Below are 23,460 nucleotides of genomic sequence, written 5' to 3'. Positions count from 1 at the left end.
TGAGTGACAAGGCTGGGCGGGGTCGCGATCACGCGGAACTCACGCGCGCGATAGCGTCACCGCAGAACCATCCACCGCGTCGCCCGGGGCGCCTTCGGGCACCCCGCGGGAAACGTGTACCACCTTGGAGGTGAGGGTGTCCGAGATCGCAGGCGAGCCCGGGGTCCAGGACTTCGTCGAAGTCCGGCTGCCCGCTGCGGGTGCCTACCTGTCGGTGCTGCGGACGGCCACGGCCGGACTCGCGGCGCGTTTGGACTTCACCCTCGACGAGATCGAGGATCTGCGCATCGCCGTGGACGAGGGCTGCGCGATCCTGTTGCAGCAGGCCGTCCCCGGGTCCGTGTTGAGCTGCGTCTTCCGGCTGGTGGACGACTCCCTGGAGGTGACGGTCTCGGCCCCGACCACCGACGGCCGCGCCCCGGAGCGCGACACCTTCGCGTGGACGGTGCTCTCCGCCCTGGCGGGCAAGGTCGACTCCTCGGTCGCCGAGGACAAGACCGTCTCCATCAGCCTCTACAAACAGCGCGGCGCGGGACCCGGGCCGACGTGACGAACGGGGAAGGCCCGGCGCGTGACGAGGGCCGCGGCAAGGGCATCCGCAGCCTCAGGGGCGGCGGCGCCGCGGGACGCCACGGGCAGGGCACGGACGAGACCGAGACCACGGGGGCCCCGGCCGGTGTACCGGAGCAGCAGGCCAGACCGCACCCGGAGGATGCCGGGCGGAATCAGGCCGAGGGCGCACCGGGAGCGGAGCGGAGCGGTGAGGACGAGCGCGGCGCACCGGCAGGACGGGGCGGCGGTCTCGGGGCACCTCAGGGCGGCTGGGGGAGGGCGGGACGGATGAGCGAGCACGGGCAGGACATCGGGCGAGAGGGCGAGGAAGGGCCCCTGCCGGGGACGGCCGACCCGCAGCACCGCCGGGCACAGGGCGGCGGCGCGGGAGCGCAGGACCGGGACAGGGCCGGGCACAGCAAGGCCGCGGGCGCGGACACGGCGGCCGCCGAGCAGCCCGCGGCGCACGGCACGGGGCCCGCCGGGCACGAGGCGCCGGACCGCGGCGGTGCCCGCGCGCTCTTCGTGGAGCTGCGCTCGCTGCCCGCGGGCAGCCCGGAGTACGCGGAGCTGCGCAACCGCCTGGTGCGTATGCACCTGCCGCTGGTGGAGCACCTGGCCAGGCGCTTCCGCAACCGCGGCGAGCCGCTCGACGACCTCACCCAGGTCGCCACCATCGGCCTGATCAAGTCCGTGGACCGCTTCGACCCGGAGCGCGGCGTGGAGTTCTCCACGTACGCCACACCGACGGTGGTCGGGGAGATCAAGCGGCACTTCAGGGACAAGGGCTGGGCGGTGCGGGTGCCGCGGCGCCTCCAGGAGCTGCGTCTCTCGCTGACGACGGCGACGGCGGAGCTGTCCCAGTTGCACGGCCGCTCCCCCACGGTGCACGAGCTGGCGCAGAAGCTCGCCATCTCGGAGGAGGAGGTCCTTGAGGGCCTTGAGTCGGCGAACGCGTACTCGACGCTGTCGCTCGACGTCCCCGACACGGACGACGAGTCGCCCGCGGTCGCGGACACCCTCGGCGCGGAGGACGAGGCGCTCGAAGGGGTCGAGTACCGGGAGTCACTGAAGCCGCTGCTGGAGGATCTGCCGCCGCGCGAGAAGCGCATCCTGCTGCTGCGCTTCTTCGCGAACATGACGCAGTCGCAGATCGCCCAGGAGGTCGGCATCTCGCAGATGCACGTCTCCCGGCTGCTCGCCCGCACGCTCGCGCAGTTGCGCGAGAAGCTGCTCGTGGAGGAGTAGGGCGCCGCACCCGCGCGCCCGCGCCCCCGGGCGTCGCCCCCCGGCCCTCAGGCGGAGTCGCCGGGGCGGCGGATGCCCAGGGCCCGCGCGGTGGCCGGGTTGAGCAGCAGCACCAAGGCGGCCACCGCGACGACGGCGACCACGATCCCCACCGGGATGAGCCCGCTGTCGGCCTGGAGCAGGTTGTAGGCCACCGGCAGCGCCAGCACCTGGGTGATCACCGCGGGCCCCCGGCTCCAGCGCCGCAGCCGCAGCAGCCCGAGCGCCGCGAAAAGCGGGAGCGCGGCGAGCACCAGCAGGGTGACGCCGGTGGTGACGGAGCCCTGCCGGTCGCCCGAGCCGCCGCCCAGGCCCCGTACGAGCAGATAGCAGCCGGCCGCGAAGACGGCGGTGCCCTCCAGGGCCGCGAGGCCCGCGGCCAGCGTCAGCCGCCCAGGGCGCGGCTCGGACGCGGCGGTCTGGGGCTCTTCGGTCTGCTCGGCGCTCACCCCAGCAGGGTAGCCCCGGCCCCGGGGCCGCAGAACCTGGGTGTGAGTGAGGCGCGCGGCGGTGGGTACGCTGCTGCGCATGCGCGCTCTCCTCGTGGTCAATCCGGCAGCAACGACGACGAGTGCGCGTACCCGGGACGTTCTGATCCACGCGCTGGCGAGCGAGATGAAACTCGACGCCGTCACCACCGAGTACCGCGGGCACGCCCGTGACCTGGGGCGGCAGGCCGCGGAGGGCAAGGACATCGACCTGGTCGTGGCGCTCGGCGGTGACGGCACGGTCAACGAGGTCGCCAACGGCCTGCTGCACGAGGGTCCCGACCCCGAGCGGCTGCCGGGCCTCGCGGTCGTCCCCGGCGGCTCCACCAACGTCTTCGCGCGCGCCCTGGGGCTGCCCAACGACGCCGTGGAGGCGACCGGCGCCCTGCTGGACGCGCTGCGCCGCGGCTCCCAGCGCACGATCGGACTCGGGCGCGCCGAGGGCACTCCCGGCACCCCCGACGAGGGCGTGCCGGCCCGCTGGTTCACCTTCAACGCCGGACTCGGCTTCGACGCCGGGGTGATCGGGAGAGTGGAGCGGGAGCGGGAGCGCGGCAAACGCTCCACCCACGCGCTCTACGTCCGCCAGGTGCTGCGCCAGTACCTCGGCGAACCGCACCGCAGACACGGCACGATCACGCTGGCGCGGGAGGGCGCACCGGCCGTGCACGACCTCGTGGTGTCCATAGTCTGCAACACCGCACCATGGACATATCTGGGAAACCGGCCGCTGTACGCGTCTCCCGGGGCGTCTTTCGACAAGGGTCTGGACGTGCTCGGATTCACCCGGCTCTCGGCGCCCGCGGTGGCCCGTTACGGCACTCAACTGCTGTCCTCGTCGCCGGTGCGCGGGCCACGGGGGAAGCACACCGTCTCACTTCACGATCTGAGCGGCTTCACCTTGCATTCCAAGGTGCCACTCCCCCTCCAGATGGACGGAGACCACCTGGGAGTGCGTACGAGCGTGACGTTCACAGGCGTACGGCGTGCACTGCGTGTGATTGTGTGAGTGGAAGGGCCTAAAGTCCTTTCACTCGAACGTTTAGCGCAGCCTCCACCCCATGGAATTACGGCTGTGACCTAGTCGACACCGAGGAATCAAAAAAAACTTTCCGGAAGGGGTTGTATCCCGAGCCGAGGTTTGCGAATCTCTACATGGCGCTCGGGACGGCCGAAACATCAGGCCCCACGAAGTGTCCGATCCCTCTCCACTCCAGGACCACTGCCGGTCGCCCGGTTGTCGGCCCTTCCCTTGTCGAGGGATTCGTGAAAGCGTTCACATTCACAAGCACTCCGCATGTATGACCAAGAGAGGTAGCAGCCATGGACTGGCGTCACAACGCCGTTTGCCGCGAGGAAGACCCCGAGTTGTTCTTCCCCATCGGCAACACCGGTCCCGCGCTGCTGCAGATCGAGGAAGCCAAGGCCGTCTGCCGTCGCTGCCCCGTTGTCGAGCAGTGCCTGCAGTGGGCGCTTGAGTCCGGCCAGGACTCCGGCGTCTGGGGTGGCCTCAGCGAGGACGAGCGCCGCGCGATGAAGCGCCGCGCCGCCCGCAATCGGGCGCGTCAGGCCAGCGCCTGACGCCCACGCCCCGTACGAGCCTCAGCCCGGCGGCGCATGTGCCCCCCATGGCACAACTCGTGAACAGCGAGTTCGCACCCCCGCCCCGAGCAGCAGCGCGCAGTACCCACGTACGCGAAGGACAGCAGTAACCAGAAGTCGGTGCAGACAAGCACACACGCGGCGAACCCCGGGCCCGATCGGCCCGGGGTTCGGTGTTTCTCCCCCGAAGAGCCCGGTGTCGGCCGGGGGGCGCCCGGCGTCAGCCCTGCTTCTCGGAGCGCACCGGGATGTCGAGCACCACCCGGGTGCCGCCCTCGGGGGCCGGCAGCATGGTGAAGACGCCGCCCAACTCCCCCTCCACCAGCGTCCGTACGATCTGGAGGCCGAGGTTGCCCGCGCGCCGCGGGTCGAAGTCCGGGGGCAGCCCGACGCCGTCGTCCTGGACCGTGACCAGCAGCCTGGCGTCCTTGCGGCTGCCGCCGCGCACCGCCGAGACCTCCACGGCGCCCTGCTCGCCGGGGGCGAAGCCGTGTTCCAGGGCGTTCTGGAGCACCTCCGTGAGGACCATGGCGAGCGGGGTCGCGACGGCCGCGTCCAGGATGCCGAAGCGCCCCGTGCGCCGCCCGCTCACCTTGCCCGACGCTATCTCCGCGACCATCGCGAGCACCCGGTCGGCGATCTCGTCGAACTCGACCCGCTCGTCCAGGTTCTGGGACAGGGTCTCGTGCACGATCGCGATGGAACCGACCCGGCGCACCGCCTCTTCGAGCGCCGCGCGCCCCTCCTGCACCCCAATGCGCCGGGCCTGGAGGCGGAGCAGCGCGGCCACCGTCTGGAGGTTGTTCTTCACCCGGTGGTGGATCTCCCGGATGGTGGCGTCCTTGGTCATCAGTTCCCGCTCGCGGCGCCGGAGTTCGGTCACGTCGCGCAGCAGTACGAGCGAGCCGATGCGGGGGCCCTTGGGCTTCAGCGGGATGGCCCGTACCTGGATCACCCCGTCGCCGCCCTCCACCTCGAACTCGCGCGGCGCCCAGCCGCTGGCGAGCTTCGACAGCGCCTCGTCGACGGGGCCGCGGTCGGGGGCGAGCCTGGCCGTGGTGGTGCCGAGGTGATGGCCGAGCAGATCGGCGGCGAGGCCGAGGCGGTGGTAGGCGGAGAGCGCGTTCGGCGACGCGTACTGGACGACGCCCTCCGCGTCGAGCCTGATGAGTCCGTCGCCGACCCGCGGTGACGCGTCCATGTCGGTCTGCTGGTCCGGGAAGGGGAACGAGCCCGCGGCGATCATCTGCGCCAGGTCGGACGCGCTCTGCAAGTACGTGAGTTCGAGCCGGGAGGGGGTGCGCACGGTGAGCAGGTTGGTGTTGCGGGCGATGACGCCGAGCACCCTGCTCTCGCGGCGCACCGGGATCGACTCGATGCGCACCGGGACCTCCTCGCGCCACTCGGGGTCGCCCTCGCGCACGATGCGGCCCTCGTCGAGCGCGACGTCGAGCATCGGGCGCCGCCCGCGCGGCACGAGATGGCCGACCATGTCGTCGTGGTACGAGGTCGGGCCCGTGTTGGGCCGCATCTGCGCGACCGAGACATACCGGGTGCCGTCCCGGGTGGGCACCCACAGCACGAGGTCGGCGAAGGAGAGGTCGGAGAGCAACTGCCACTCCGAGACCAGCAGGTGCAGCCACTCCAGGTCGGGTCCGGAGAGCGCGGTGTGCTGGCGTACGAGGTCGTTCATGGAGGGCACCGCCCGAGCGTACCCCCGGCGCCACCCGCGGGCCGCGGCGCCTGGTCGGGACCCTCGGCCCGGCCGGCACCGCAGCCCGGAGCTGCCGCTCCGGCCCTGGGGGCCGGAGGACTCCCGCGGCCATGGGTGTGCGGTGCCCGGCGGCCGCGGGGCGCGGGAGCCGGTGCGGTCAGGGCAGAGAGCGCCGGTCCCCGGTCCGCCCCTCTGTGCGGGAGGAGCGGAGGCCCATGCCCCATTGTGGACTAGACCATTCAGTCATGTCCATGCGCGGTGGCGGGTTGGTCCGCCGATTTCCGGCCGGGGCGCGGGTCCCAGTGGGCGGGCCGTGCGAATCCCGCGGGCAGCCGGGTGGCGGCGTCGCCGAGCGCGGCGGTGAGCTGGGTGCCGGTGAGGAAGAGCGCCGTGTCGAGCCGGGCGCCGTGCAGGCGGGCGTCGCGCAGGTCGGCGCCGGTGAGGTCGGCCGAGGACAGGTCGGCGCCACTGAGATCGGCGGCGACGAGCAGCGCCCCGCGCAGGCTCGCGCCGCGCAGGTCGGCGCCGCGTAGCCGGGCGCCCAGCAGGTCGGCGCCGCGGTGGTCGCGGCGGCGGCCGGGCACGGCGGCGCGCTGCCGGTCGGCGGCGCGCCGCAGCAGGGTGTTCACCTCGGCCCGGTGGGCGGGCAGGTCGAGCGCGAGCAGTTCCTCGGGGGCAGCGAGGGTCAGCGCCTCGGTGTGTTCGAGCGCGGCGCGCAGCCGGGGGCGCAGTGCCACGGCCCTGGGCAGGGTCAGCGCCTCGGTGAGGTAAAGCAGCAGTTCGTGGAGCTGCCGTACGACGGGGAACACCTCGGTCATCGCGCGCAGCACGGCGGGGTCGTCGCGCCAGTCGCTGCCGCCGAAGGTGTGCCGGGAGACCTTCTGGCCCGCGCCGTGGCAGTCGAAGACCGTGCAGCCGGGGTAGCCGCTGGGACGCAGCCGGTCGTGGATGCCGCAGCGGAAGTCGTCGCGGAGGTGGCCGCAGGGCCGCCCGGCGGGTTTGTCGACGGCGAAAGCGGCGGAGGCGGCGAAGGGCAGCGTGACACAGCAGAGGCCCTGGCATGCGGCGCAGTCGGGCCGCAGGTCGCTACGCGGCGGTCCGCCCGTTCCGCCCGCTCCACTCGGTTCGCCCGGTTCTTTCATGCTCGTTCCCGGGGGGCGTGTCACCGCGTCCCCCGGACCTCCTCAGCGGGTCTCGGTCACCTTCGCCAGCGCCCGGGGGGCGTCCGGGTCCTGGCCGCGGGCGATGGTGACCTCGTACGCCAGCAGTTGCAGCGGGATGATCTCCAGGATGGGCTGAAGCTCCTCGGGGACCCCGGCGGTCGGCAGCACGAAGCCGCCCGAGGCGCCGTCGACCTGCTCCTTCGGACCGAAGACGACGAGGTCGGCGCCCCGGCCGCGGAGCCGGTCGAGCACCGGCTGGAGCGCTTCGCCGCCGCGCCCGTCGGTGACCACGGCGATGACAGGGGAGATGTTGTCGACCATCGCCAGCGGCCCGTGCAGCAGGTCGGCGCCCGAGTAGGAGAGCGCCGGGATGTAGCTGGTCTCCATCAGCTTCAGCGCGGCCTCCTTCGCGGTCGGGTAGCCGTACCCGCGCGAGGTGATGACCATGCGCTCGGCGAACCGGTAGCGGGAGGCGAGCGCGCGCACCTCGGCCTGCCGGTCGAGGAGCTGCGCGGCCAGCTCGGGCAGCGGCCTCGCCTCCGTGCCGTCGCCGCCGCGCAGGCCCTCGACGAAGAGGTAGAGCGCGAGCAGCGAGGCGGTGTACGTCTTCGTGGCGGGCAGGGCGCGCTCACGGCCCGCCATGATGTCGATGTGGTGCTCGGAGACGGCGGCGAGCGGCGAGTCGGGGTTGTTGGTGACCGCGAGCGTGATCGCCCCGGCGGCGCGGGCCGAGCGGGTGGCGGCGACCAGGTCGGGCGAGCCGCCCGACTGGCTGACGGTGATCATCAGCACGTCCCGCAGATCGGGCTCCGCCCCGTACGCGGTGGTGGTGGACATGGAGGCGAGGCCGCAGGGCAGGCCGAGCCTGATCTCCAGCAGGTACTTCGCGTAGAGGGCGGCGTTGTCGGACGTGCCGCGGGCGGTGAGCAGCACGAAGCGGGGCCCGCGCTCGGCGATCAGGCGGGCGGTCTCCCTGATGGGCGCCGCCCCCCGGTCGAGCAGCCGCCGCAGCGCCTCGGGCTGTTCGCCCATCTCGCGGGACATGATGACGCCTGGCTGCTCGCTGTCCGAAGCGGCAGGTGTGGCGGGCATACGGGGCCTCCCAGCTCGTTGCGTGTCGTGTCGCCCGGTTCCATTCCACTCCCCCTGCCGGGTCCCGCGCCACGGGGGGCGGCTCACCGCAGCCCATCGGGCGGAGGTGAAGGGAGACCGAGAGGAAAACGACGGAGACGCGTGGACTAGACCAATTTAGCAGACCGCCCACGGGAGGTGAGGGGGTACGGGGGCGGCCCCGCCGCCCCCGCGCGGCCCCACAGGAGCCTCCGGCGGCGCACGCCGCGCAAGCTCCCGCTCCACGCTTCCCCGCGCAAGCCCCCCACTCCACGCGCCCCGTGCAAGCCCCCCGGCGCCCGGCCGGGGCGCCCCCCTCCCGGGAGCGCACCGGCGAGGGCCCCGCAGCGGCCCACCCTGCGGCTACGCGGCTGCGCCGCCCCCGAGGCCCCCCGTCAGCGCCTCCGCCGCCGCGATCCCGCAGACGCGGGCCGCGCCGTGTGTGGTGACGTAGAGGGAGCCGCGGGGGGCGGAGCCGGGGACGCCCATCTCCACGACCGCGGTGTCGGGGCGCGCGGCGATGAGGGCGGCGAGCGCGTCGGCCATCCAGGCGTGCCGGTGCGCGTCCCGTACCACCGCGACGATCCTGCGCTCCCCCGCGGCGCGCAGCACCTCCGCACCGGCGTCCCGGCCGGAGAACTTGGCGCTCGCGGTGCCGGGCAGCAGCCGCTCCAGCTCCACGGAGACGCCCCAGGGGGTCTCGTCGCCCACCGCGATGTTGGCGCCGGGGGTGAGCAGCGCGACGAACGGCGGCTCGGTCAGCGGGGCGGCGCCCTCGCCCCTGGTGACACGGACCGCGAGGCGCGCCGCGTCGAGCCCGATGTCGGGGTCGCCCGCGCCGTCCGCGGCGGCCGCGGCCTCGGTGGTCCAGCGGGCCAGCTCGCGCACCCGGGCCGCGGCGTCCGCGAGGCGCTCCTCGGGCAGCTCGCCCGCCCGTACGGCGCCGACGAGCGCGTCGCGCAGTTGCCGTACCGTCGCGTCGTCCGCGAGGCCGCCGCCCACGCAGATGGCGTCGGCGCCCGCGGCGACGGCGAGGACGCTGCCGCGCTCGATGCCGTAGCGGGCCGTGATGGCCTGCATCTCCATGCCGTCCGTGACGATCAGCCCGGTGTGGCCCAGCTCCTCGCGCAGCAGCCCGGTGAGGATGCGCCGGGAGAGGGTGGCGGGGCGCTCGGGGTCGAGCGCGGGCACCAGCAGATGGGCGCTCATCACGGCCTTCGTACCGGCGGCGACGGCGGCGCGGAACGGCACGAGGTCGCGCTCGTCGAGCGTCGCCCTGTCGACGTCGATACGGGGCAGCGACAGGTGCGAGTCGACGGCGGTGTCGCCGTGCCCGGGGAAGTGCTTGGTGCAGGCGGCGACCCCGGCGCGCTGCATGCCCTCGACATAGGCGGCGGTGTGCCGGGCGACCAGGGCGGGGTCCGCGCCGAAGGAGCGGACCCCGATGACCGGGTTGTCGGGGTTGGCGTTCACGTCCGCGGAGGGCGCCCAGTTGAGGTTGACGCCGCAGCTCGCGAGGCGCCTGCCGAGCGCGAAGGCGGCGTTCCTCGTCAGGGTGGTGTCGTCGACGGCGCCGAGCGCGTGGTTGCCGGGGAAGGAGGAGCCGCCGCGCACTTCGAGGCGGGTGACGTCGCCGCCCTCCTCGTCGATGGCGACCAGCACGTCCCCGCGCTCCTCGCGCAGCCGTGCGGTGAGGGCGGCCAACTGCTCGGGGGAGGCGATGTTGCGGCCGAAGAGCCCGACGGACGCCAGGCCCTCGCCGAGCCTGCGCAGCAGCCAGTCGGGGGCGGTGGTGCCGGTGAAGCCCGGCTGGAGAACGGTGAGCGCGTCGCGGGTGAGGGTGTCGGTGCCGCTGGCGAAAGTGGTCATGTGCCGAGTCATCCCTTTACTGCGCCGGAGGTGAGCCCGGAGGCCATCTTCTTCTGGACGAACATGAAGAAGACCACGACCGGGATGGCGATGAGGGTGGAGGCCGCCATCAGCGCGCCGTAGTCGGTGCCGCGCGTGGTGGTGAAGTTCATCAGCCACACGTTGAGCGTGTACTTGTCGTTGTCCTGGAGCACCACGTAGGCGAGCAGGTACTCGTTCCACGCGTTGATCAGCGAGAAGATCGAGGCGGCGGCGAGCCCGGGCGCGAGCAGCGGGAAGATCACCCGCCAGAAGGCGCCCATCCGGCTACAACCGTCCATCATCGCGGACTCCTCAAGCTCCTTGGGGATGTTGATCACGAAGCCGCGGATCATCCAGGTAGCGAAGGGCAGCGCGGAGACCAGGTAGACCACCATGACGCCCCAGTACTCGTTGAGCGCGCCGAGGTCGTTGAGCTGGAGGTAGATCGGGATCAGCATGGCGCTCGGCGGCAGCAGTTGCACCGCGAGCAGCACGATCATGAAGACCTTGCGGCCCATGAACTGGAAGCGGCCGATGGCGAACGCCGCGATGGTGGAGAGCACCATGGCGCCGACCACCGCGGAGACGCAGATGATCAGGCTGGAGGCGATCGCGCTGCCGAAGTTCGGCATGTGGACGGCGCGGCTGAAGTTGTCGAGCGTGAAGGTGTCGGGGAAGAGTTTCTGGTCGTAGCTGCGTATCTCGCTGTTGGGCCGCAGCGCGCTGACGACGAGCCAGTACACGGGGAAGGCCATCACCACGAAGGCGACGAGCCCGATGACGTTGTGGAGGTGGCGGCTGCGGCGCTTGCGGTCGCGGCCCCCGGCGGGGGCGCGGCGGGCCGCCGCGGCGGCACCCGCGGCAGTGCCAGCGGCGGTCCCGGTCGAGGTGACGGCGCTCATTCGACCTCTCCGATCTTGAGGAGCTGGCGCAGGTAGTACACGGCCACGCCGGAGAGCAGCAGCACCGTGATGAGGGAGATCGCGGCCCCCTCGCTGAAGGAGTTGGACTCGAACGCCTTGTCGAAGGAGTAGAGGCCCAGGAGGTTGTAGTCGGGTTCCGGTTTGTTGTCGCGGAGCAGGAAGACCTGCCCGAAGACATTGAAGTCCCAGATCACCGACAAGGTACAGACCATCTGGAAGACGGGTTTGATGACGGGCCAGGTGACGTAGCGGAAGATGCCGAAGGTGCCCGCGCCGTCCAGCGCCGCCGCCTCCTCCAGCTCCGCGGGGACCTGGGTGAGGGCCGCGTAGAGGGTGATCACCACGAAGGGCACGGCGCCCCAGATCACGAGCGCGCCGATGACCACGAAGCCCTGCTTGGGGTCGAGCCACCAGTTGTGGCCGCGGAAGTGCAGGCCGAGGTACTTGGTCAGCACCATGTTGGCGACGCCGTAGTCCGAGTCGGAGAACCAGCGGAACACGGAGGAGGCGACGAGCAGCGGCATCGACCAGGCGGCCACCAGCGCGCCGGTCAGCGCCAGTCTGATCCAGCGGGTCATCCGCTGCATGGACTGCGCGAGCAGCAGCCCCGCGCCCATGGTGACGACCACGCAGACGACCATGAACAGCACGGTGCGCACGACCGAGTCCCAGAACTCGCCGTCGCCGAGGATGGTGCTGAACTGGTCGAAGCCGACCCAGGGCGCGGCGTCGCCCGTCCACAGCTCCCGGCGGCCGACGTCCTGGAAGGACATCATGACGGTCTTCACCAGCGGCCAGGCGAACACCGCCACGATGGCCACGAAGGCGGGGGCGATCAGCAGGTACGGCAGCAGCGCGCCGCGCCTGCGCGCCCGTCTCGGGTCGCTCGTGCCCTTCGCGGGTCGCCCGCCCGGCGCGGCCGGTGGTACGCGGACCGGCGGGTCGGCTGCTTTCATGTCGGCGGCACTCATCGTGCGGCCCTCCCGTTCGAACCGGAAACCGGGGTGCGGGGGCGGCGGGGCGCCGTGCTCGGCGTCCGCCACCCCCGGTGGGTGTGCGCGTGCGGGCGGCCTCGCGGGGGCTCCGCGAGGCCGCGGCGGGGCGGCGGGGTCAGGACGACTCGTTGATCATCTTGTCGATCTCGGCGTCCGCGGCCTTGGTGGCGGAGGCGACCGACTTGCCCTTGAGGATGTCGAGGAGCATCAGCTCGATGGTCTCCTTCTTCTCGATCGCGGCCCAGCCGGGGGCGATCGGGGTGAACCAGGCGTTCGGGACCGCGCTGGCCGCCGCGGCGGTCGCCGGGTCCTTCGTCAGCGGCTCCAACTGCTTGGTGTTGTTGGGCAGGATGTCCTTGCCCGCGAGCCCGGCCTCGCCCTTCTCACCGGTGAAGAGGGAGATCCAGTCCTGGGCGAGGTCCTGCCGGTCCGACTTGGAGACGGTGGCCAGGTCGGAGCCGCCGATGAAGGAGGGCAGGGTCTTGCCGTTCGGGCCCGGCATGGCGGCGGTGCCGATCTTGTCCTTGAGCTTGGCGTTGCCGCTGGCCTTCGGGTCGACGACGTTGGCGGCCTCCCAGGCGTTGCCGTAGATGACGGCGGCCTTCTCGTTGGCCATCACGTTGGCGTGGTCGGCCTCGTCCTTGGTCTGGTCGCCGTGGTTGTACTTCTTGACCAGGTCGACGAAGTGCTGGACGCCCTTCTGGGCCTCGGGCGACGACAGGGCGCCCTTCCACTCCTTGGAGTCCTTGTCGTACGTGGCGATCTGCCCGCCGTACGCGGCCACGTAGGACATGGCGGCGTACCAGTAGCGGCCCGGCAGGTACAGCGGCGAGAACGCCTTGTCCTCGGAGCCGTACTTGTCGCCGACCTTGTCGAGCGCCCCGGTCAGGTCGGTCTCGGTGGCGGGGAAGGTGTCCTTGCCGGTGGCGGACTTGAACATGTCCTTGTTGTAGACGGCGACCCGGGCGCCGGCGTAGTAGGGGACGCAGTAGAGCTTGCCCTCGTACTGGCAGGTGTCCTTGAGGCCCTTGATCCAGGTGTCGGAGTTGTCGTACTTCTTGGCGTCGATGTCGCCGAGCGCGCCGTTGAGGATGTAGGTCTGGGTCTCGGTGTTGCCGAGTTCGACCACGTCGGGGAACTTGTCGCCGGAGAGTGCCGCGTCGAGCTTCTTGGTCTTGTCGCCCCACTGCTGGTACTGGACGTTGACCTTCACGTTCGGGTACTTCTTGTTGAACTCGGCGTTGGCCTGGGTGACCAGTTCGGGCCAGCTCGTCTGGGCGTCGACCATCAGCCAGACCGTGAGCTGGCCGTCGCGGTCCTTGGGCGCCTTCGACGAGTCGCTGTCGGACCCGCCGCAGGCCGCCACCGCGACCATCATCGTCGCCGCGCCCACCGCGGCCACGAGCTTGCGCTTCATGTCACCCTCCTCAAGGGCTCTCCCCTGGCAACCCCCCACCCACGGCGCCGTTGTTCTGGAATCAGGCGAGAACTGCCCGCGGGACCGGGAACTGGACTAATGGTGTAGACCAGCACCCGGAGCTTGGCCTAGACCTATGGGCGTGTCAAGGGAGGCCGAAAGGGACGGGGACCTCCGTTACCCGAACGACATCCGCAGGACACGGGCCGGACGGTGCGTCAGGAACCCCCGCGCGCACGGGGCGCGTGCGCGCGGGCGCGCCGCCCCTGGTACGCGCCGTGCGCAGCCCCGGGCGCGCGGGCATGGCCCGCGGGTGGACTAGACCAGGTGGGGTGCTCTCGGTGTATAAGGAAGGGCACGGCCACCGCCGCCGGGCGGGGCCCCACAGCGGGCCGTGCCAGGATGAATGCCTCACCCGGCGCGGCGCCGGGTGGCGGCACAGGAGCCGGGAAGGCGGAGCATGAGCACGGACGCCACCAGCGCGGACCACACGGAGCGCACCGGGCAGGGGGACACGGGCCCCGGGCCCGCGGAGGCGGGTGCCCAGGCCCCCCTGCGGACCGCGCGCGTCCCCAAGTACTACCGCCTCAAGCGGCATCTGCTCGACATGACCAAGACGCTGCCGCCCGGCACCCCGGTCCCGCCCGAGCGCACCCTCGCCGCCGAGTTCGACACCTCGCGGACCACCGTGCGCCAGGCCCTCCAGGAACTCGTCGTCGAGGGCAGGCTCGAACGCATCCAGGGCAAGGGCACGTTCGTCGCCAAGCCCAAGGTCTCCCAGGCGCTGCAACTGACCTCGTACACCGAGGACATGCGCGCCCAGGGCCTCGAACCCACCTCCCAGCTCCTCGACATCGGCTATGTCACCGCGGACGACATGCTCGCCGGGCTGCTCGACATCACCGCGGGCGGCCGGGTGCTGCGCATCGAGCGGCTGCGGCTCGCCAGCGGGGAGCCGATGGCGATCGAGACCACCCATCTGTCCGCGAAGCGCTTCCCCGCGCTGCGCCGCAGCCTCGCCAAGTACTCCTCGCTCTACACGGCACTCGCCGAGGTGTACGACGTCCGGCTCGCGGAGGCGGAGGAGACCATCGAGACGTCGCTCGCCACGCCGCGGGAGGCCGGGCTGCTCGCCACCGATGTGGGCCTGCCGATGCTGATGCTCTCCCGGCACTCCCTCGACCACTCGGGGCGGCCCGTGGAGTGGGTGCGCTCGGTGTACCGCGGCGACCGCTACAAGTTCGTCGCCCGGCTCAAGCGCCCGGCCGACTGAGGCGCCCCGGCGTACCGGAGCACCCGCCCCGCTCGCGCCCCGCACCGCGCGCCACCGCAACACGAACGTTGTCCGGTGTGGGGTTCCCTCGTGCTGACCGGTCGCTTAGATTTCCTGCGCACCGCGTTCTGATCAGCCTGATCGGCGGTGAACCTGTCAGCCGACGGTGTGAGCGAGGAGTGGGAGCCGCCGTATGCCAAAAGTGCCGGAAGCGAGCAAACCGGTGGTGACACCGGTGCGCGTCATCATCGGGGTCTGCCTCGTGGCGCCGTTCGTGGCCATGCTGTGGGTCGGCTCCTTCGCCAGGGTCGACCCCCGGTTCATCGGGATTCCGTTCTTCTACTGGTACCAGATGCTCTGGGTGCTGATCTCCAGCGCGCTGACCGCCATCGCGTACCAGCTCTGGAAGTACGACCAGCGCTCCCGGGGGCTCACCCCCGGCGGCGCGCGCCGCGCCGGGACCGGCGGCACCGGCGGGGCGCCCGCGTCCGACACCAGCAAGGGAGGTGCGGACCGGTGAACGACGACGTGAACGGTGTCGCGCTCGGCATCTTCGTCTTCTTCTTCCTGCTGGTCACCGCCATGGGCTTCTGGGCCGCGCGGTGGCGGCGCACCGAGCGCGAGCACACCCTCGACGAGTGGGGCCTCGGCGGGCGCTCCTTCGGGACCTGGATCACCTGGTTCCTGCTCGGCGGCGACCTCTACACCGCGTACACCTTCGTGGCGGTGCCCGCGGCGATCTACGGCGCCGGGGCCTCCGGCTTCTTCGCGGTGCCGTACACCATCCTGGTCTACCCGCTGATCTTCACCTTCCTGCCGCGCCTGTGGTCGGTGTCCCACAAGCACGGCTACGTCACCACCTCCGACTTCGTGCGCGGCCGCTTCGACTCCAAGGGCCTCTCGCTCGCGGTGGCGGTCACCGGCATCATCGCCACGATGCCGTACATCGCGCTCCAACTCGTCGGCATCCAGGCCGTGCTGGACGTGATGGGCGTCGGGGGCTCCGAAGGCACCAACTGGTTCGTCAAGGACCTGCCGCTGTTCATCGCGTTCGCGGTGCTCGCCGCCTACACCTACTCGTCCGGGCTGCGCGCCCCGGCGCTGATCGCGTTTGTGAAGGACTCGCTCATCTACATTGTCATCCTGGTCGCGATCATCTATATCCCGATCAGGCTGGGCGGCTTCGACGACATCTTCGCCAAGGCGGGCCATGCCCTCTCGCAGGTCAACCCCGCCACGGGCAAGCCGCGCGGGGAGCTGGCGACCGGTGAGAAGGGGCAGTGGACGTACGCGACGCTGGCGTTCGGCTCGGCGCTCGCGCTGTTCATGTACCCGCACTCGATCACCGCGACGCTGTCCTCGCGCAGCCGTGAGGTGATCCGCCGCAACACCACGATCCTGCCGCTGTACTCGCTGATGCTGGGCCTGCTCGCGCTGCTCGGCTTCATGGCCATCGCGGGCGGCGTCAAGGTCGACAACGGGCAGCTCGCGATCCCGCAGCTCTTCGAGGACATGTTCCCCGACTGGTTCGCGGGCGTGGCGTTCGCGGCCATCGGCATCGGGGCGCTGGTCCCGGCGGCGATCATGTCCATCGCGGCGGCGAACCTGTTCACCCGCAACATCTACAAGGACTTCATCAAGCCGGACGCCACCCCCGCGCAGGAGACCCGGGTCTCCAAGCTGGTGTCGCTCGTGGTGAAGGTGGGCGCCCTGGTCTTCGTGCTCGGCATGGACCAGACGGTGGCGATCAACTTCCAGCTCCTGGGCGGCATCTGGATTCTCCAGACCTTCCCCGCGCTGGTCGGCGGGCTGTTCACGCGCTGGTTCCACCGCTGGGCGCTGCTGGTCGGCTGGGCCGCGGGCATGGTGTACGGGACGCTGGCCGCGTACGGCATCGCGAGCCCGACCCAGAAGCACTTCGGCGGCAACGCCAAGGAGATCCCCGGCATCGGCGAGATGGGCTACATCGGCACCACGGCGTTCGTGCTGAACGTGGTGGTCACGGTGGTCCTCACGGTGATACTGCGGGCCGTGAAGGCGCCCGCGGGCACCGACCACACGTCCCCCGGGGACTACACGGGCGACGCGGGCGACCCGGGCGTCGAGCCCGACCTGCCACCGGCGACGGCGGGGGCGGCGCACTGACCCCGGCCGTCACGGGGCCGCCGGGGCCTGCTCCCCGGCGGCCGCCGGCCGTCAGCGCACCCACTCCTTCAGCCGCTCGGTGTCCAGGGTGATGCCGACGGGCTCCGGAAGGTCGACCGGCTTGCCGAACGGGACCCTGCGGACGCTCTCGTAGCGGACGCCGTCAGGCTCGCTGTGGACGGTCACCTCGCAGGTGTCGCGGTCGATGAGGAGATAGACGGGAATGCCCGTCTCCGCGTAGGCCCGAGGCTTCTGCACCCGGTCACGCTCGTCGGTGTCGGCGTCGTAGGAGGTGACCTCGACGGCCATCAGGGCGCCCTCGGGAGCCGCCCACTCGCCCTGCCCGACGAATGCCTCACTCCCGGCAAGCACCGCGTCGGGGCGCGCACGGCCGCTGCGGTACGTCTGCACCTTGAGGCCCTGCTCCGGGTGGAGGAAGAGCTCAGGACGGTGCTGGATGCAGAGGCGCAGCAGCCACTGGATGATGCGTGCGTGGTCCCCGTCGGGCACGACCCTGCTCCTGATCTTTCCGTCGATGAGTTCCAGGCGGATTCCCTCGGTGGAGCGGGCCAGTATGCGGGTCAGCTCGTCGAACTCCTCGGCGATGGCGTGCGGACGCTCGTCGGTCGTGGTCATGGTTACCTCCTCCTGTTCAGCACGATAGCCGAGCCCTCCGACACCCCGGCCCGCCGCGGCGGACTCGCCGCTCAGCGCCGCTCCGCCCGCAGGATCAGCCGGCGGGGATGCAGCGTGATGCCGATTTTCGTTCCGCTGTCGGTCTCCGGGAGTGCGGAAAGGTGCCATTTCGGGGCCACGGTGGCCAGAATGATGGCGAGTTCCGCCAGACTGAAGTGATCGCCGGGGCACTTACGGTTACCGACGCTGAACGGCATCATCGCGAACGGCGGCACCTCCTCGGCACGTTCCGGCAGCCACCGGTCGGGGTCGAATGCGAGATGCCGCTCGAACGAGCGCGGATCGCGCTGCATCGCGTACGGGCTGTAGACGATGTCGGCACCGGCCGGAATCGAATAGCCGCCGAGTTCGGTGGCCGCCACGCAGCGCCTTGTGAATATCCAGGCGGCCGGGCGGATGCGCATCGCCTCGGTGACGACATTGCGGGTATGGGTCAGCTCCGCGAGATGCCCGAAGGCGAGCGGCCCCTCGCCCACCACCGAATTCACCTCGTCGACCACCCGGCTTTCGTGCTCGGGGTGTTCGGTCAGCAGCCAGAACGTCCAGGCGAGCGTGGAGGCCACGTTCTCGGCGCCTGCCACCACGATCGAGACGACGTGGTCGTGGATCTCCCGGTCGGTCAGCGGCGCCCCCGACTCGTCGCGCGCGGCGAGCAGCGCCCCCAGCAGGTCGCCCGGGGCGTCGTCCGCGGCCCGCCGCTCCGCGATGATCTCGTGGACGAGCGTGTGCAGGTCGTCGAGGGCGTTCGCGAAGCGCCGGTTCGCGGGCGTGGGCACCCGGTACAGCGGCCCCACGGAGAGCACCATGCGGCGGTAGAGCCCCTCGAAGACGGTGTGCAGCGACTCGCTGACGCGGTCCGCCTTCTCCCCGATCGAGGCCACTTCGAGCAGCGAGCGCGAGACGATCCTGACCGCGGCGCGGAACATCTCCGCGCCCACGTCCACGGGCCCCGGCCGCCAGCGCCGCGCAAGATCCCCGGCCTCCTCGCACATCACGGCGGCGTAGTCCGCGATGCGCTCGGGCCTGAACGCGGGCTGGATCATCCTGCGCTGGCGGCGGTGCAGCGCCCCGTTGCTGGTCGCGACGCCCTTGCCGAGCAGCACTTCGAGCGTGTCCCACAGCGGGCCCCCGACCTCGTAGCCGGGGCTCTTCAGCAGCGTCCCGACGAGTTCGGGGGCGCAGACCGCGTACGCGGTGCGCGGGCCGAGCCTGATCCGTACGACGTCGCCATCGTCGCGCAGCGAGGCGAGGAAGGACAGCGGGTCGCGCACCAGGTTCCAGGCGTGCCCGAGCAGCGGGGCGCCGCCGCGGGCGAACGGGGGCGCGGGGAGCGCGTCGGCCGCCGCCGCGGGCACGGACCGTGTGCTCATTTCTCACCTGCCTGGTCGCTGACGTACGGGGGTGTGGCGCGGTCGTCCCAGCTCTCGACGCGGTAGCGGCCCGACTCGTGGTGGAACCAGTAGACGGACGAGAACCAGTTGCGCATGTTGGAGAGGCAGTCGCGGGTCGCGGCGGCCAGTTCCGCGCCCTGTTCCGAGCCGCCGGCCCAGCGCGCGGTCAGCCGCAGCACGTCCTTCTCGGCCGCCATGAATTCGGTGACGCAGTTCGAGACCCGGCCGTGCACCTCGGCGACCGCGGATTCCAGGGAAAGCCCCTCATGGTGAATCAGGCTGATTCCGAGATTGTGCACCTCGTCCCCCGCGAGTTCCTTCGGCAGGGAGCAGAGGTCGTTGTACCAGGCGGAGAAGTCCTGGGTCGCGAGTGCGGCCCTGCGATAGGCGGGATTCTTGCGCACGGCCGCCGGAAGTTCACATCGGGAGGCCGGTTCGAGAAGGTCGATCCAGATCCAGTGCGCGAAAGTGAGCCGCCGCAGTTCGACATAGGAGTCGACCGGCGGAATGGTGTGGGTAAGACGGTTCTCGAATTCCACGTCATAGGCGCGTATCACCTCGTGGAAGTGCGCCGAGAACCGCGCGGTCCACCGCGGGCCGCACCCGTGGGTGAGCCGCGGCACCACGTCCGCGAACGCGGCGACCAGCGGGTCGGGATGGTCGAGGTGCGACGCGGGTGAGTCGAGTGCCTGGTGGAGCCGGGGGCCGAGTCGCCGCCAGGCGTCGGCGCGGCCGTGCACCGCGTCCCGGTCGTGCCGGTCGTCCCAGGCGAAGAACCAGGTACTGAAGTCCGCTATCGCGGCAAGGAGTTCGTCGGGGGCGCCGAGGTAGTACCCGGCGACCAGGTCCGTGTAGCGCAGCCCGTCGGCGTACCGATACACCTTCTCCTCGGGCATGAGCCGTTTTTCGAGCAGCCAGGCGCGGGTCTTCTCCTGGAGCCTTGGCCAGTAATCATGGCGGCGCCTGATGAACTGCTTCTCGATCACCGGAAGTGAGAGTGCGGGTGGCACCGATACGGCCGCCTGCGGTGCGGGCCCTGCGTGTGCGGCGCTGTGCGAGAAAGCAGGCACGGACATACCCCTCTCAGCAGTGTGTGGCGCGCGTCGCCTCCCCCGAAGTCGGGCGCGCGTCGTCGCGTATCCCCACGCTTTCGTCAAGCACTTTAACTGACCGTTTGACAAACGGAAATGCCACACTCGGTTCCTGAAGATGCGGAGATGGCAAGGCTGTTGACGCTTCCCGACCGACTTTCGCCCGTTTCTGACCGCTCCGGGGTTACGCGACAATCCCGCCGCCCGGCATATGCCACCGCCCACCGAGGACATTCCCGGCGGGCGGTGGCGTGCGTGCATATGCCAGGAGAATTGGCGTTGCCGGTGTGGGCGGCGCCTCAGTCGTTGGCGACGACCGGGTAGCGCGGGGTGCCCTCCGCCATCTGCCGCAACGCGTCCTTGCGGTCCCGCTTCGAGAGCCGGTCGATGTACAGGTACCCATAGAGGTGGTCGGTCTCGTGCTGGAGGCAGCGCGAGAAGTAGCCGGTGCCCCGCACGGTGATGTCGTTGCCGTACTCGTCCTGCCCCGTGACCACCGCGTAGTCGGGCCGCGGCAGCTCCGCGTAGGCGGTCGGCACGGACAGGCAGCCCTCGCTTGAATCGTCGAGGCGGCGCTGCTCTGCGGGCAGTTCCCGGAGCACCGGGTTGCAGACCACGCCGACATGGCGGACGTTCCGGTCGTCGCCGCAGTCGTAGACGAAGACCTTCAGGTCGACGCCGATCTGGTTGGCCGCGAGGCCGACGCCCTCCGCGGTGCGCAGGCTGGCGAACATGTCGTCGACCAGGCGGCGCAGCTCGTCGTCGAACGTCTCCACCCGCCTGCACTCGCGGTGCAGCACCGGGTTGCCGACGACCGTGATCGGGCGGGAGGTGCCGCGATCCCGGTAGGCGCCCTCGCGCTCCTCGCAGTCCTCGGTGTCGACGACGAAGCCCTCGTCGTCGACGGGCAGCGCCCGCGCCGCGGCGGGCAGCTCCTGCTCAGTGTCCTGCGTGTCCTGCGTCATCTCGCCTTCCAGATCTTCGCTGCCTCGCCCGCCGGGCGGCGGCGCGCGCCGCCGGGCCCCCGGGCCGAGTCCCTTCCGTCACCGGGTCCTGACGGGCGGGCAGGCCGACCGCCTGAGCGACCACGACGCGCCCGCACCGGGGAACCGATGGGACCGCAAGTCTATTCAGCAGACCTCTTCCAGGTCCCGCCAGTCCCGGGAGTCGGGGCTGTCCGCGACCCAGCCGTCGAGCAGGCCGCGCACCAGGGACTCGGGGGCCGCTATCCCGCACTCGCGCTCGGGCACCCAGAGCTGGCCGTCGGTGCGGTGGCCGAGGGGGCCCGGGTGGCCCGGCTCGCTGTGGTCGTGGGGGTCGAGGTGGACGCCGTCGCCCTCGTCGCTCGGCATCCGGCTCTCGGAGCAGAGCCGGCACAACAGCCGTACCGACGAGGACCAGTCCTCGGCGGCGAAACCGGCGTCGGCTGCCAGCTTCTCCAGCGCGTCCCTGTCCTCCTCGGTGGCGGCTTCGAGCAGCACCACCCAGGTCGGCACGGGCGAGGGCGCCCACAGCTCGATCTCGTCGAAAACCGGGTAGGCGTGCCCGGCGGAGGTGGTGCGCTCGCCGTGCGGCACCCCGTCGTGGAGGACGACCTCGCCCCAGCGGCGCCCCGAGGACGGCAGCGGGATGGAGAGCACCTCCACGCGCGCGGGGTCGATCCTGCGCCCCCACACGACCTCGGCCTCGCCCTCGGGCGAGAGCCGGACGGCGGCGCTGCCCAGGTCCATGCCCAGCGGCTCGCCCGCGGTGGCGGGGCCGCCGCCCGGGACCCTGAGCCCGTACGCCTGCCAGGCCCTGCGGGCCAGCGGCCAGTCCTGGAGCGCGGTGGCGGCGATGCCGACGTTCCACCAGTCGGGGGCGCCCGCCTCGCGGTCGAGGAGCGCCACGGCGCGCAGCCCCGCCGCCCTGGCCTGCTCCCAGTCGTGGCGGAACTTGTGCAGCAGGGCGAGGTTGAACCAGGACTCGGAGAGCCAGGGCTCCAGGTCGGCCGCGCGGGTGAGGAGCGCGCCCGCGTCCTCGTACCGGCCGTCCCCGATCAGCGTGAACGCCCGGTCCGTCGCCTGCCGCCAGGAGGCGGAGGGCCGGTGCCGTCCCTTGCCGAAGATCCTCACGATTCCCGCCTGCCGTTTCGACCGGGGATACGGTGTCGTCCCCCGCGGCGCACACCCGCGGAACCCGCCCCGGGCGCTGCCGTACTCGCATCCAACCACGGAGGTCCGGATGACCGCTCATTACCCATGGGTTGGCCGGGAAGGCAGGAACGCTCCCCCGGGCGCCACCCGAAGAGCCCTTGCCCAGCGTAGGGCGCACCTATGCACGGCGGGGACAATCGGCGAACGGAACGGGGCGCGGGCCGCCGCGGTGGAGGGCACGCGGCGCGGTCACGCGGTGCCGGGCGGCCGCCACGGACGGCGACCGCGGTGGGCCCCAGGGGCCCGGAGGGTCAGCGGCCCTCGGCCGGGGCCTGCTTCCCGCCCTCGGGGACGGTCTCGCCGCGCTCGGAGACGATATCGCCGCCCTCGGGCACGATCTCGCCCGAGCGGATCATGTCGATCCGGCCCATGACCTTGGCCCTGAGGTCCGCGGGCACGTCGTCATGGCCGCAGCAGCGCTTGACGAGCTTCTTCACGGCCTGTTCGAGCCCGTACTTCTCCAGGCAGGGCGAGCACTCCTCGAAGTGGTGCTCGAACTTGCTGGAGTCGGCGTCCGGCATCTCGTGGTCGAGGTACTCGTAGAGATGGTCCAGTACTTCCGAGCAGTCCGTTTCGTGCGGCTCTCCGCAGCTCATGAGCCCGAGCCTTCCGTTCCGTTCGCTTTCCCGGCGCCGGCCGGGACCAGCCCGCGGTCCCTGGCGTAGTCCTCCAGCATGCCGCGCAGTTGCCGACGGCCGCGGTGCAGCCGGGACATCACCGTACCGATGGGTGTCCCCATGATGTCGGCGATCTCCTTGTAGGCAAACCCCTCTACATCCGCGAGATAGACCGCGATGCGGAATTCCTCGGGGATGGCCTGGAGCGCCGACTTCACGTCCGAGTCGGGCAGGTGGTCGAGCGCCTGGGACTCGGCGGAGCGCAGCCCCGTCGACATGTGCGACTCGGCGCGTGCGAGCTGCCAGTCCTCGATCTCCTCCGCGGCGCTGCGCTGGGGCTCGCGCTGCTTCTTGCGGTAGGAGTTGATGAAGGTGTTGGTGAGGATGCGGTAGAGCCACGCCTTGAGATTGGTGCCCTCCCGGAACTGGTGGAAGGACCCGTACGCCTTCGCGTACGTCTCCTGCACCAGGTCCTCCGCATCCGCGGGGTTGCGCGTCATGCGCAGCGCCGCCGAGTACATCTGGTCGAGGAACGTGAGCGCGTCCCGCTCGAAACGGGCGCTGCGCTCGGCCGATGTCTCCTCCGGCCCCGGCTTCCGGCTCTCCCCGGCCCCCGCGTCGGTCCCTGTGACCTGACCCACCTCCTCCGATGGCGTGGTGAGACCGCGAGTGGTCCCACTCGGATCGGAGAATAGTCGACCTCCGCCGCCCGCGGTGGGCCGCTCGCCGTCGCCAGGTGCCCGAACAGGCGAGGTCTTCGCCACATTGAGCATCGACAGCGTGACCTCCTCGGGGCTGCTGTGACGGCTCGGGCAGATGGTCGGACCCATACGGCGGACTCCCTTTCTCACGACGTCGCGGCGCGGCCCCGGCGCACCCGTACGGGTGGCTCGTACGGCCGCCGCCGTCGC

The 23,460-nt window shown here is 71.4% G+C and carries 22 protein-coding genes; 7 read left to right on the top strand and 15 right to left on the bottom strand.

Annotation, left to right across the window (positions count from 1 at the left end):
- Positions 1–136 precede the first annotated feature (136 nt).
- Together ACIBIW_RS14005 and ACIBIW_RS14000 are read left to right on the top strand one after the other, a co-directional pair.
- On the top strand, positions 137–550 hold the full coding sequence (locus tag ACIBIW_RS14005; RefSeq protein ID WP_399335544.1) for an anti-sigma regulatory factor: 414 nt from the start codon (positions 137–139) through the stop codon (positions 548–550).
- On the top strand, positions 547–1,800 hold the full coding sequence (locus ACIBIW_RS14000) for an RNA polymerase sigma factor SigF (protein WP_399335542.1): 1,254 nt from the start codon (positions 547–549) through the stop codon (positions 1,798–1,800). The genes ACIBIW_RS14005 and ACIBIW_RS14000 overlap by 4 nt, the downstream gene beginning before the upstream one ends.
- A 47-nt stretch (positions 1,801–1,847) precedes the next feature.
- Here the strand turns inward: ACIBIW_RS14000 and ACIBIW_RS13995 are convergent, their stop codons facing one another.
- Positions 1,848–2,288 (bottom strand): hypothetical protein, encoded by a 441-nt coding sequence (locus tag ACIBIW_RS13995; RefSeq protein ID WP_399335540.1) that lies wholly within the window; start codon positions 2,286–2,288, stop codon positions 1,848–1,850.
- Between the two features lie 79 nt (positions 2,289–2,367).
- Here ACIBIW_RS13995 and ACIBIW_RS13990 point away from each other — a divergent pair, with 79 nt between their 5' ends.
- Positions 2,368–3,336 (top strand): diacylglycerol/lipid kinase family protein, encoded by a 969-nt coding sequence (locus ACIBIW_RS13990; protein ID WP_399335537.1) that lies wholly within the window; start codon positions 2,368–2,370, stop codon positions 3,334–3,336.
- 314 nt (positions 3,337–3,650) lie between these two features.
- A complete protein-coding gene (locus ACIBIW_RS13985; RefSeq protein ID WP_040248489.1) occupies positions 3,651–3,908 on the top strand; it encodes a WhiB family transcriptional regulator in 258 nt (85 codons plus the stop codon).
- Positions 3,909–4,149: 241 nt separating this feature from the next.
- Here the strand turns inward: ACIBIW_RS13985 and ACIBIW_RS13980 are convergent, their stop codons facing one another.
- The 7 genes from ACIBIW_RS13980 to ACIBIW_RS13950 form a co-directional block, all read right to left on the bottom strand.
- The gene (locus tag ACIBIW_RS13980; protein WP_399335855.1) at positions 4,150–5,622 is read right to left on the bottom strand and encodes a sensor histidine kinase; all 1,473 of its coding nucleotides are present in this window, start codon (positions 5,620–5,622) and stop codon (positions 4,150–4,152) included.
- Positions 5,623–5,882: 260 nt separating this feature from the next.
- Entirely contained in the window at positions 5,883–6,785 is a 903-nt protein-coding gene (locus ACIBIW_RS13975) for a pentapeptide repeat-containing protein (RefSeq protein ID WP_399335535.1), read from the bottom strand.
- 42 nt (positions 6,786–6,827) lie between these two features.
- Positions 6,828–7,898 carry an SIS domain-containing protein gene (locus tag ACIBIW_RS13970; protein ID WP_399335533.1) on the bottom strand — a complete coding sequence of 357 codons (1,071 nt, stop codon included), beginning with the start codon at positions 7,896–7,898 and terminating at the stop codon, positions 6,828–6,830.
- A 381-nt stretch (positions 7,899–8,279) separates the two neighbouring features.
- On the bottom strand, positions 8,280–9,785 hold the full coding sequence (locus tag ACIBIW_RS13965; RefSeq protein WP_399335531.1) for a glycoside hydrolase family 3 protein: 1,506 nt from the start codon (positions 9,783–9,785) through the stop codon (positions 8,280–8,282).
- Between the two features lie 8 nt (positions 9,786–9,793).
- On the bottom strand, positions 9,794–10,708 hold the full coding sequence (locus ACIBIW_RS13960) for a carbohydrate ABC transporter permease (protein ID WP_399335529.1): 915 nt from the start codon (positions 10,706–10,708) through the stop codon (positions 9,794–9,796).
- Positions 10,705–11,700 carry a carbohydrate ABC transporter permease gene (locus ACIBIW_RS13955; protein ID WP_399335527.1) on the bottom strand — a complete coding sequence of 332 codons (996 nt, stop codon included), beginning with the start codon at positions 11,698–11,700 and terminating at the stop codon, positions 10,705–10,707. Before ACIBIW_RS13955 ends, ACIBIW_RS13960 begins: the two co-directional genes overlap by 4 nt.
- 139 nt (positions 11,701–11,839) lie before the next feature.
- A complete protein-coding gene (locus ACIBIW_RS13950) occupies positions 11,840–13,141 on the bottom strand; it encodes an extracellular solute-binding protein (RefSeq protein ID WP_399335525.1) in 1,302 nt (433 codons plus the stop codon).
- Positions 13,142–13,601: 460 nt separating this feature from the next.
- Here ACIBIW_RS13950 and ACIBIW_RS13945 point away from each other — a divergent pair, with 460 nt between their 5' ends.
- The 3 genes from ACIBIW_RS13945 to mctP all read left to right on the top strand — a co-directional run bounded on the left by ACIBIW_RS13945 (position 13,602) and on the right by mctP (position 16,559).
- Positions 13,602–14,414: a GntR family transcriptional regulator gene (locus tag ACIBIW_RS13945; protein ID WP_399335523.1), complete on the top strand. Its 813-nt coding sequence runs from the start codon at positions 13,602–13,604 to the stop codon at positions 14,412–14,414.
- A 193-nt stretch (positions 14,415–14,607) separates the two neighbouring features.
- Positions 14,608–14,934 (top strand): DUF3311 domain-containing protein, encoded by a 327-nt coding sequence (locus ACIBIW_RS13940; protein ID WP_399335521.1) that lies wholly within the window; start codon positions 14,608–14,610, stop codon positions 14,932–14,934.
- Entirely contained in the window at positions 14,931–16,559 is a 1,629-nt protein-coding gene (gene mctP / locus ACIBIW_RS13935) for a monocarboxylate uptake permease MctP (protein ID WP_399335519.1), read from the top strand. The genes ACIBIW_RS13940 and mctP overlap by 4 nt, the downstream gene beginning before the upstream one ends.
- 51 nt (positions 16,560–16,610) lie before the next feature.
- Here the strand turns inward: mctP and ACIBIW_RS13930 are convergent, their stop codons facing one another.
- The 7 genes from ACIBIW_RS13930 to ACIBIW_RS13900 form a co-directional block, all read right to left on the bottom strand.
- Complete coding sequence (locus tag ACIBIW_RS13930; protein WP_399335517.1) at positions 16,611–17,195, bottom strand: Uma2 family endonuclease; 585 nt, start codon at positions 17,193–17,195, stop codon at positions 16,611–16,613.
- A gap of 71 nt (positions 17,196–17,266) precedes the next feature.
- Positions 17,267–18,625, bottom strand: coding sequence for a cytochrome P450 (locus tag ACIBIW_RS13925; RefSeq protein WP_399335514.1), 1,359 nt, complete (start codon positions 18,623–18,625; stop codon positions 17,267–17,269).
- Positions 18,622–19,722, bottom strand: a complete 1,101-nt coding sequence (locus ACIBIW_RS13920) for a multidrug MFS transporter (protein ID WP_399335512.1) — start codon at positions 19,720–19,722, stop codon at positions 18,622–18,624. Before ACIBIW_RS13920 ends, ACIBIW_RS13925 begins: the two co-directional genes overlap by 4 nt.
- Positions 19,723–20,036: 314 nt before the next feature.
- Positions 20,037–20,702: a peptide deformylase gene (def, locus tag ACIBIW_RS13915; RefSeq protein WP_399335510.1), complete on the bottom strand. Its 666-nt coding sequence runs from the start codon at positions 20,700–20,702 to the stop codon at positions 20,037–20,039.
- 165 nt (positions 20,703–20,867) lie between these two features.
- Positions 20,868–21,851, bottom strand: coding sequence for a tetratricopeptide repeat protein (locus ACIBIW_RS13910; protein WP_399335508.1), 984 nt, complete (start codon positions 21,849–21,851; stop codon positions 20,868–20,870).
- A gap of 332 nt (positions 21,852–22,183) precedes the next feature.
- The gene (rsrA, locus tag ACIBIW_RS13905) at positions 22,184–22,528 is read right to left on the bottom strand and encodes a mycothiol system anti-sigma-R factor (RefSeq protein ID WP_399335506.1); all 345 of its coding nucleotides are present in this window, start codon (positions 22,526–22,528) and stop codon (positions 22,184–22,186) included.
- Entirely contained in the window at positions 22,525–23,190 is a 666-nt protein-coding gene (locus ACIBIW_RS13900; RefSeq protein ID WP_399335504.1) for a sigma-70 family RNA polymerase sigma factor, read from the bottom strand. Before ACIBIW_RS13900 ends, rsrA begins: the two co-directional genes overlap by 4 nt.
- Between the last annotated feature and the right edge of the window lie 270 nt (positions 23,191–23,460).

Source organism: Streptomyces sp. NPDC050560, assembly GCF_044457285.1.
Taxonomy (GTDB): domain Bacteria; phylum Actinomycetota; class Actinomycetes; order Streptomycetales; family Streptomycetaceae; genus Streptomyces.
Note: the sequence above shows the minus strand (reverse complement) of the source record. Positions and strands in the feature narration are given on the sequence as shown.

Bases quoted from the DNA above. Each gene is read 5' to 3' on its own strand.
- ACIBIW_RS13990 (WP_399335537.1), top strand. From the start codon at position 2,368: ATGCGCGCTCTCCTCGTGGTCAATCCGGCAGCAACGACGACGAGTGCG.
- ACIBIW_RS13985 (WP_040248489.1), top strand. From the start codon at position 3,651: ATGGACTGGCGTCACAACGCCGTTTGCCGCGAGGAAGACCCCGAGTTG.
- ACIBIW_RS13980 (WP_399335855.1), bottom strand. From the start codon at position 5,622: ATGAACGACCTCGTACGCCAGCACACCGCGCTCTCCGGACCCGACCTG.
- ACIBIW_RS13975 (WP_399335535.1), bottom strand. From the start codon at position 6,785: ATGAAAGAACCGGGCGAACCGAGTGGAGCGGGCGGAACGGGCGGACCG.
- ACIBIW_RS13970 (WP_399335533.1), bottom strand. From the start codon at position 7,898: ATGCCCGCCACACCTGCCGCTTCGGACAGCGAGCAGCCAGGCGTCATC.
- ACIBIW_RS13965 (WP_399335531.1), bottom strand. From the start codon at position 9,785: ATGACCACTTTCGCCAGCGGCACCGACACCCTCACCCGCGACGCGCTC.
- ACIBIW_RS13960 (WP_399335529.1), bottom strand. From the start codon at position 10,708: ATGAGCGCCGTCACCTCGACCGGGACCGCCGCTGGCACTGCCGCGGGT.
- ACIBIW_RS13955 (WP_399335527.1), bottom strand. From the start codon at position 11,700: ATGAGTGCCGCCGACATGAAAGCAGCCGACCCGCCGGTCCGCGTACCA.
- ACIBIW_RS13950 (WP_399335525.1), bottom strand. From the start codon at position 13,141: ATGAAGCGCAAGCTCGTGGCCGCGGTGGGCGCGGCGACGATGATGGTC.
- ACIBIW_RS13945 (WP_399335523.1), top strand. From the start codon at position 13,602: ATGAGCACGGACGCCACCAGCGCGGACCACACGGAGCGCACCGGGCAG.
- ACIBIW_RS13940 (WP_399335521.1), top strand. From the start codon at position 14,608: ATGCCAAAAGTGCCGGAAGCGAGCAAACCGGTGGTGACACCGGTGCGC.
- ACIBIW_RS13930 (WP_399335517.1), bottom strand. From the start codon at position 17,195: ATGACCACGACCGACGAGCGTCCGCACGCCATCGCCGAGGAGTTCGAC.
- ACIBIW_RS13925 (WP_399335514.1), bottom strand. From the start codon at position 18,625: ATGAGCACACGGTCCGTGCCCGCGGCGGCGGCCGACGCGCTCCCCGCG.
- ACIBIW_RS13920 (WP_399335512.1), bottom strand. From the start codon at position 19,722: ATGTCCGTGCCTGCTTTCTCGCACAGCGCCGCACACGCAGGGCCCGCA.
- def (WP_399335510.1), bottom strand. From the start codon at position 20,702: ATGACGCAGGACACGCAGGACACTGAGCAGGAGCTGCCCGCCGCGGCG.
- rsrA (WP_399335506.1), bottom strand. From the start codon at position 22,528: ATGAGCTGCGGAGAGCCGCACGAAACGGACTGCTCGGAAGTACTGGAC.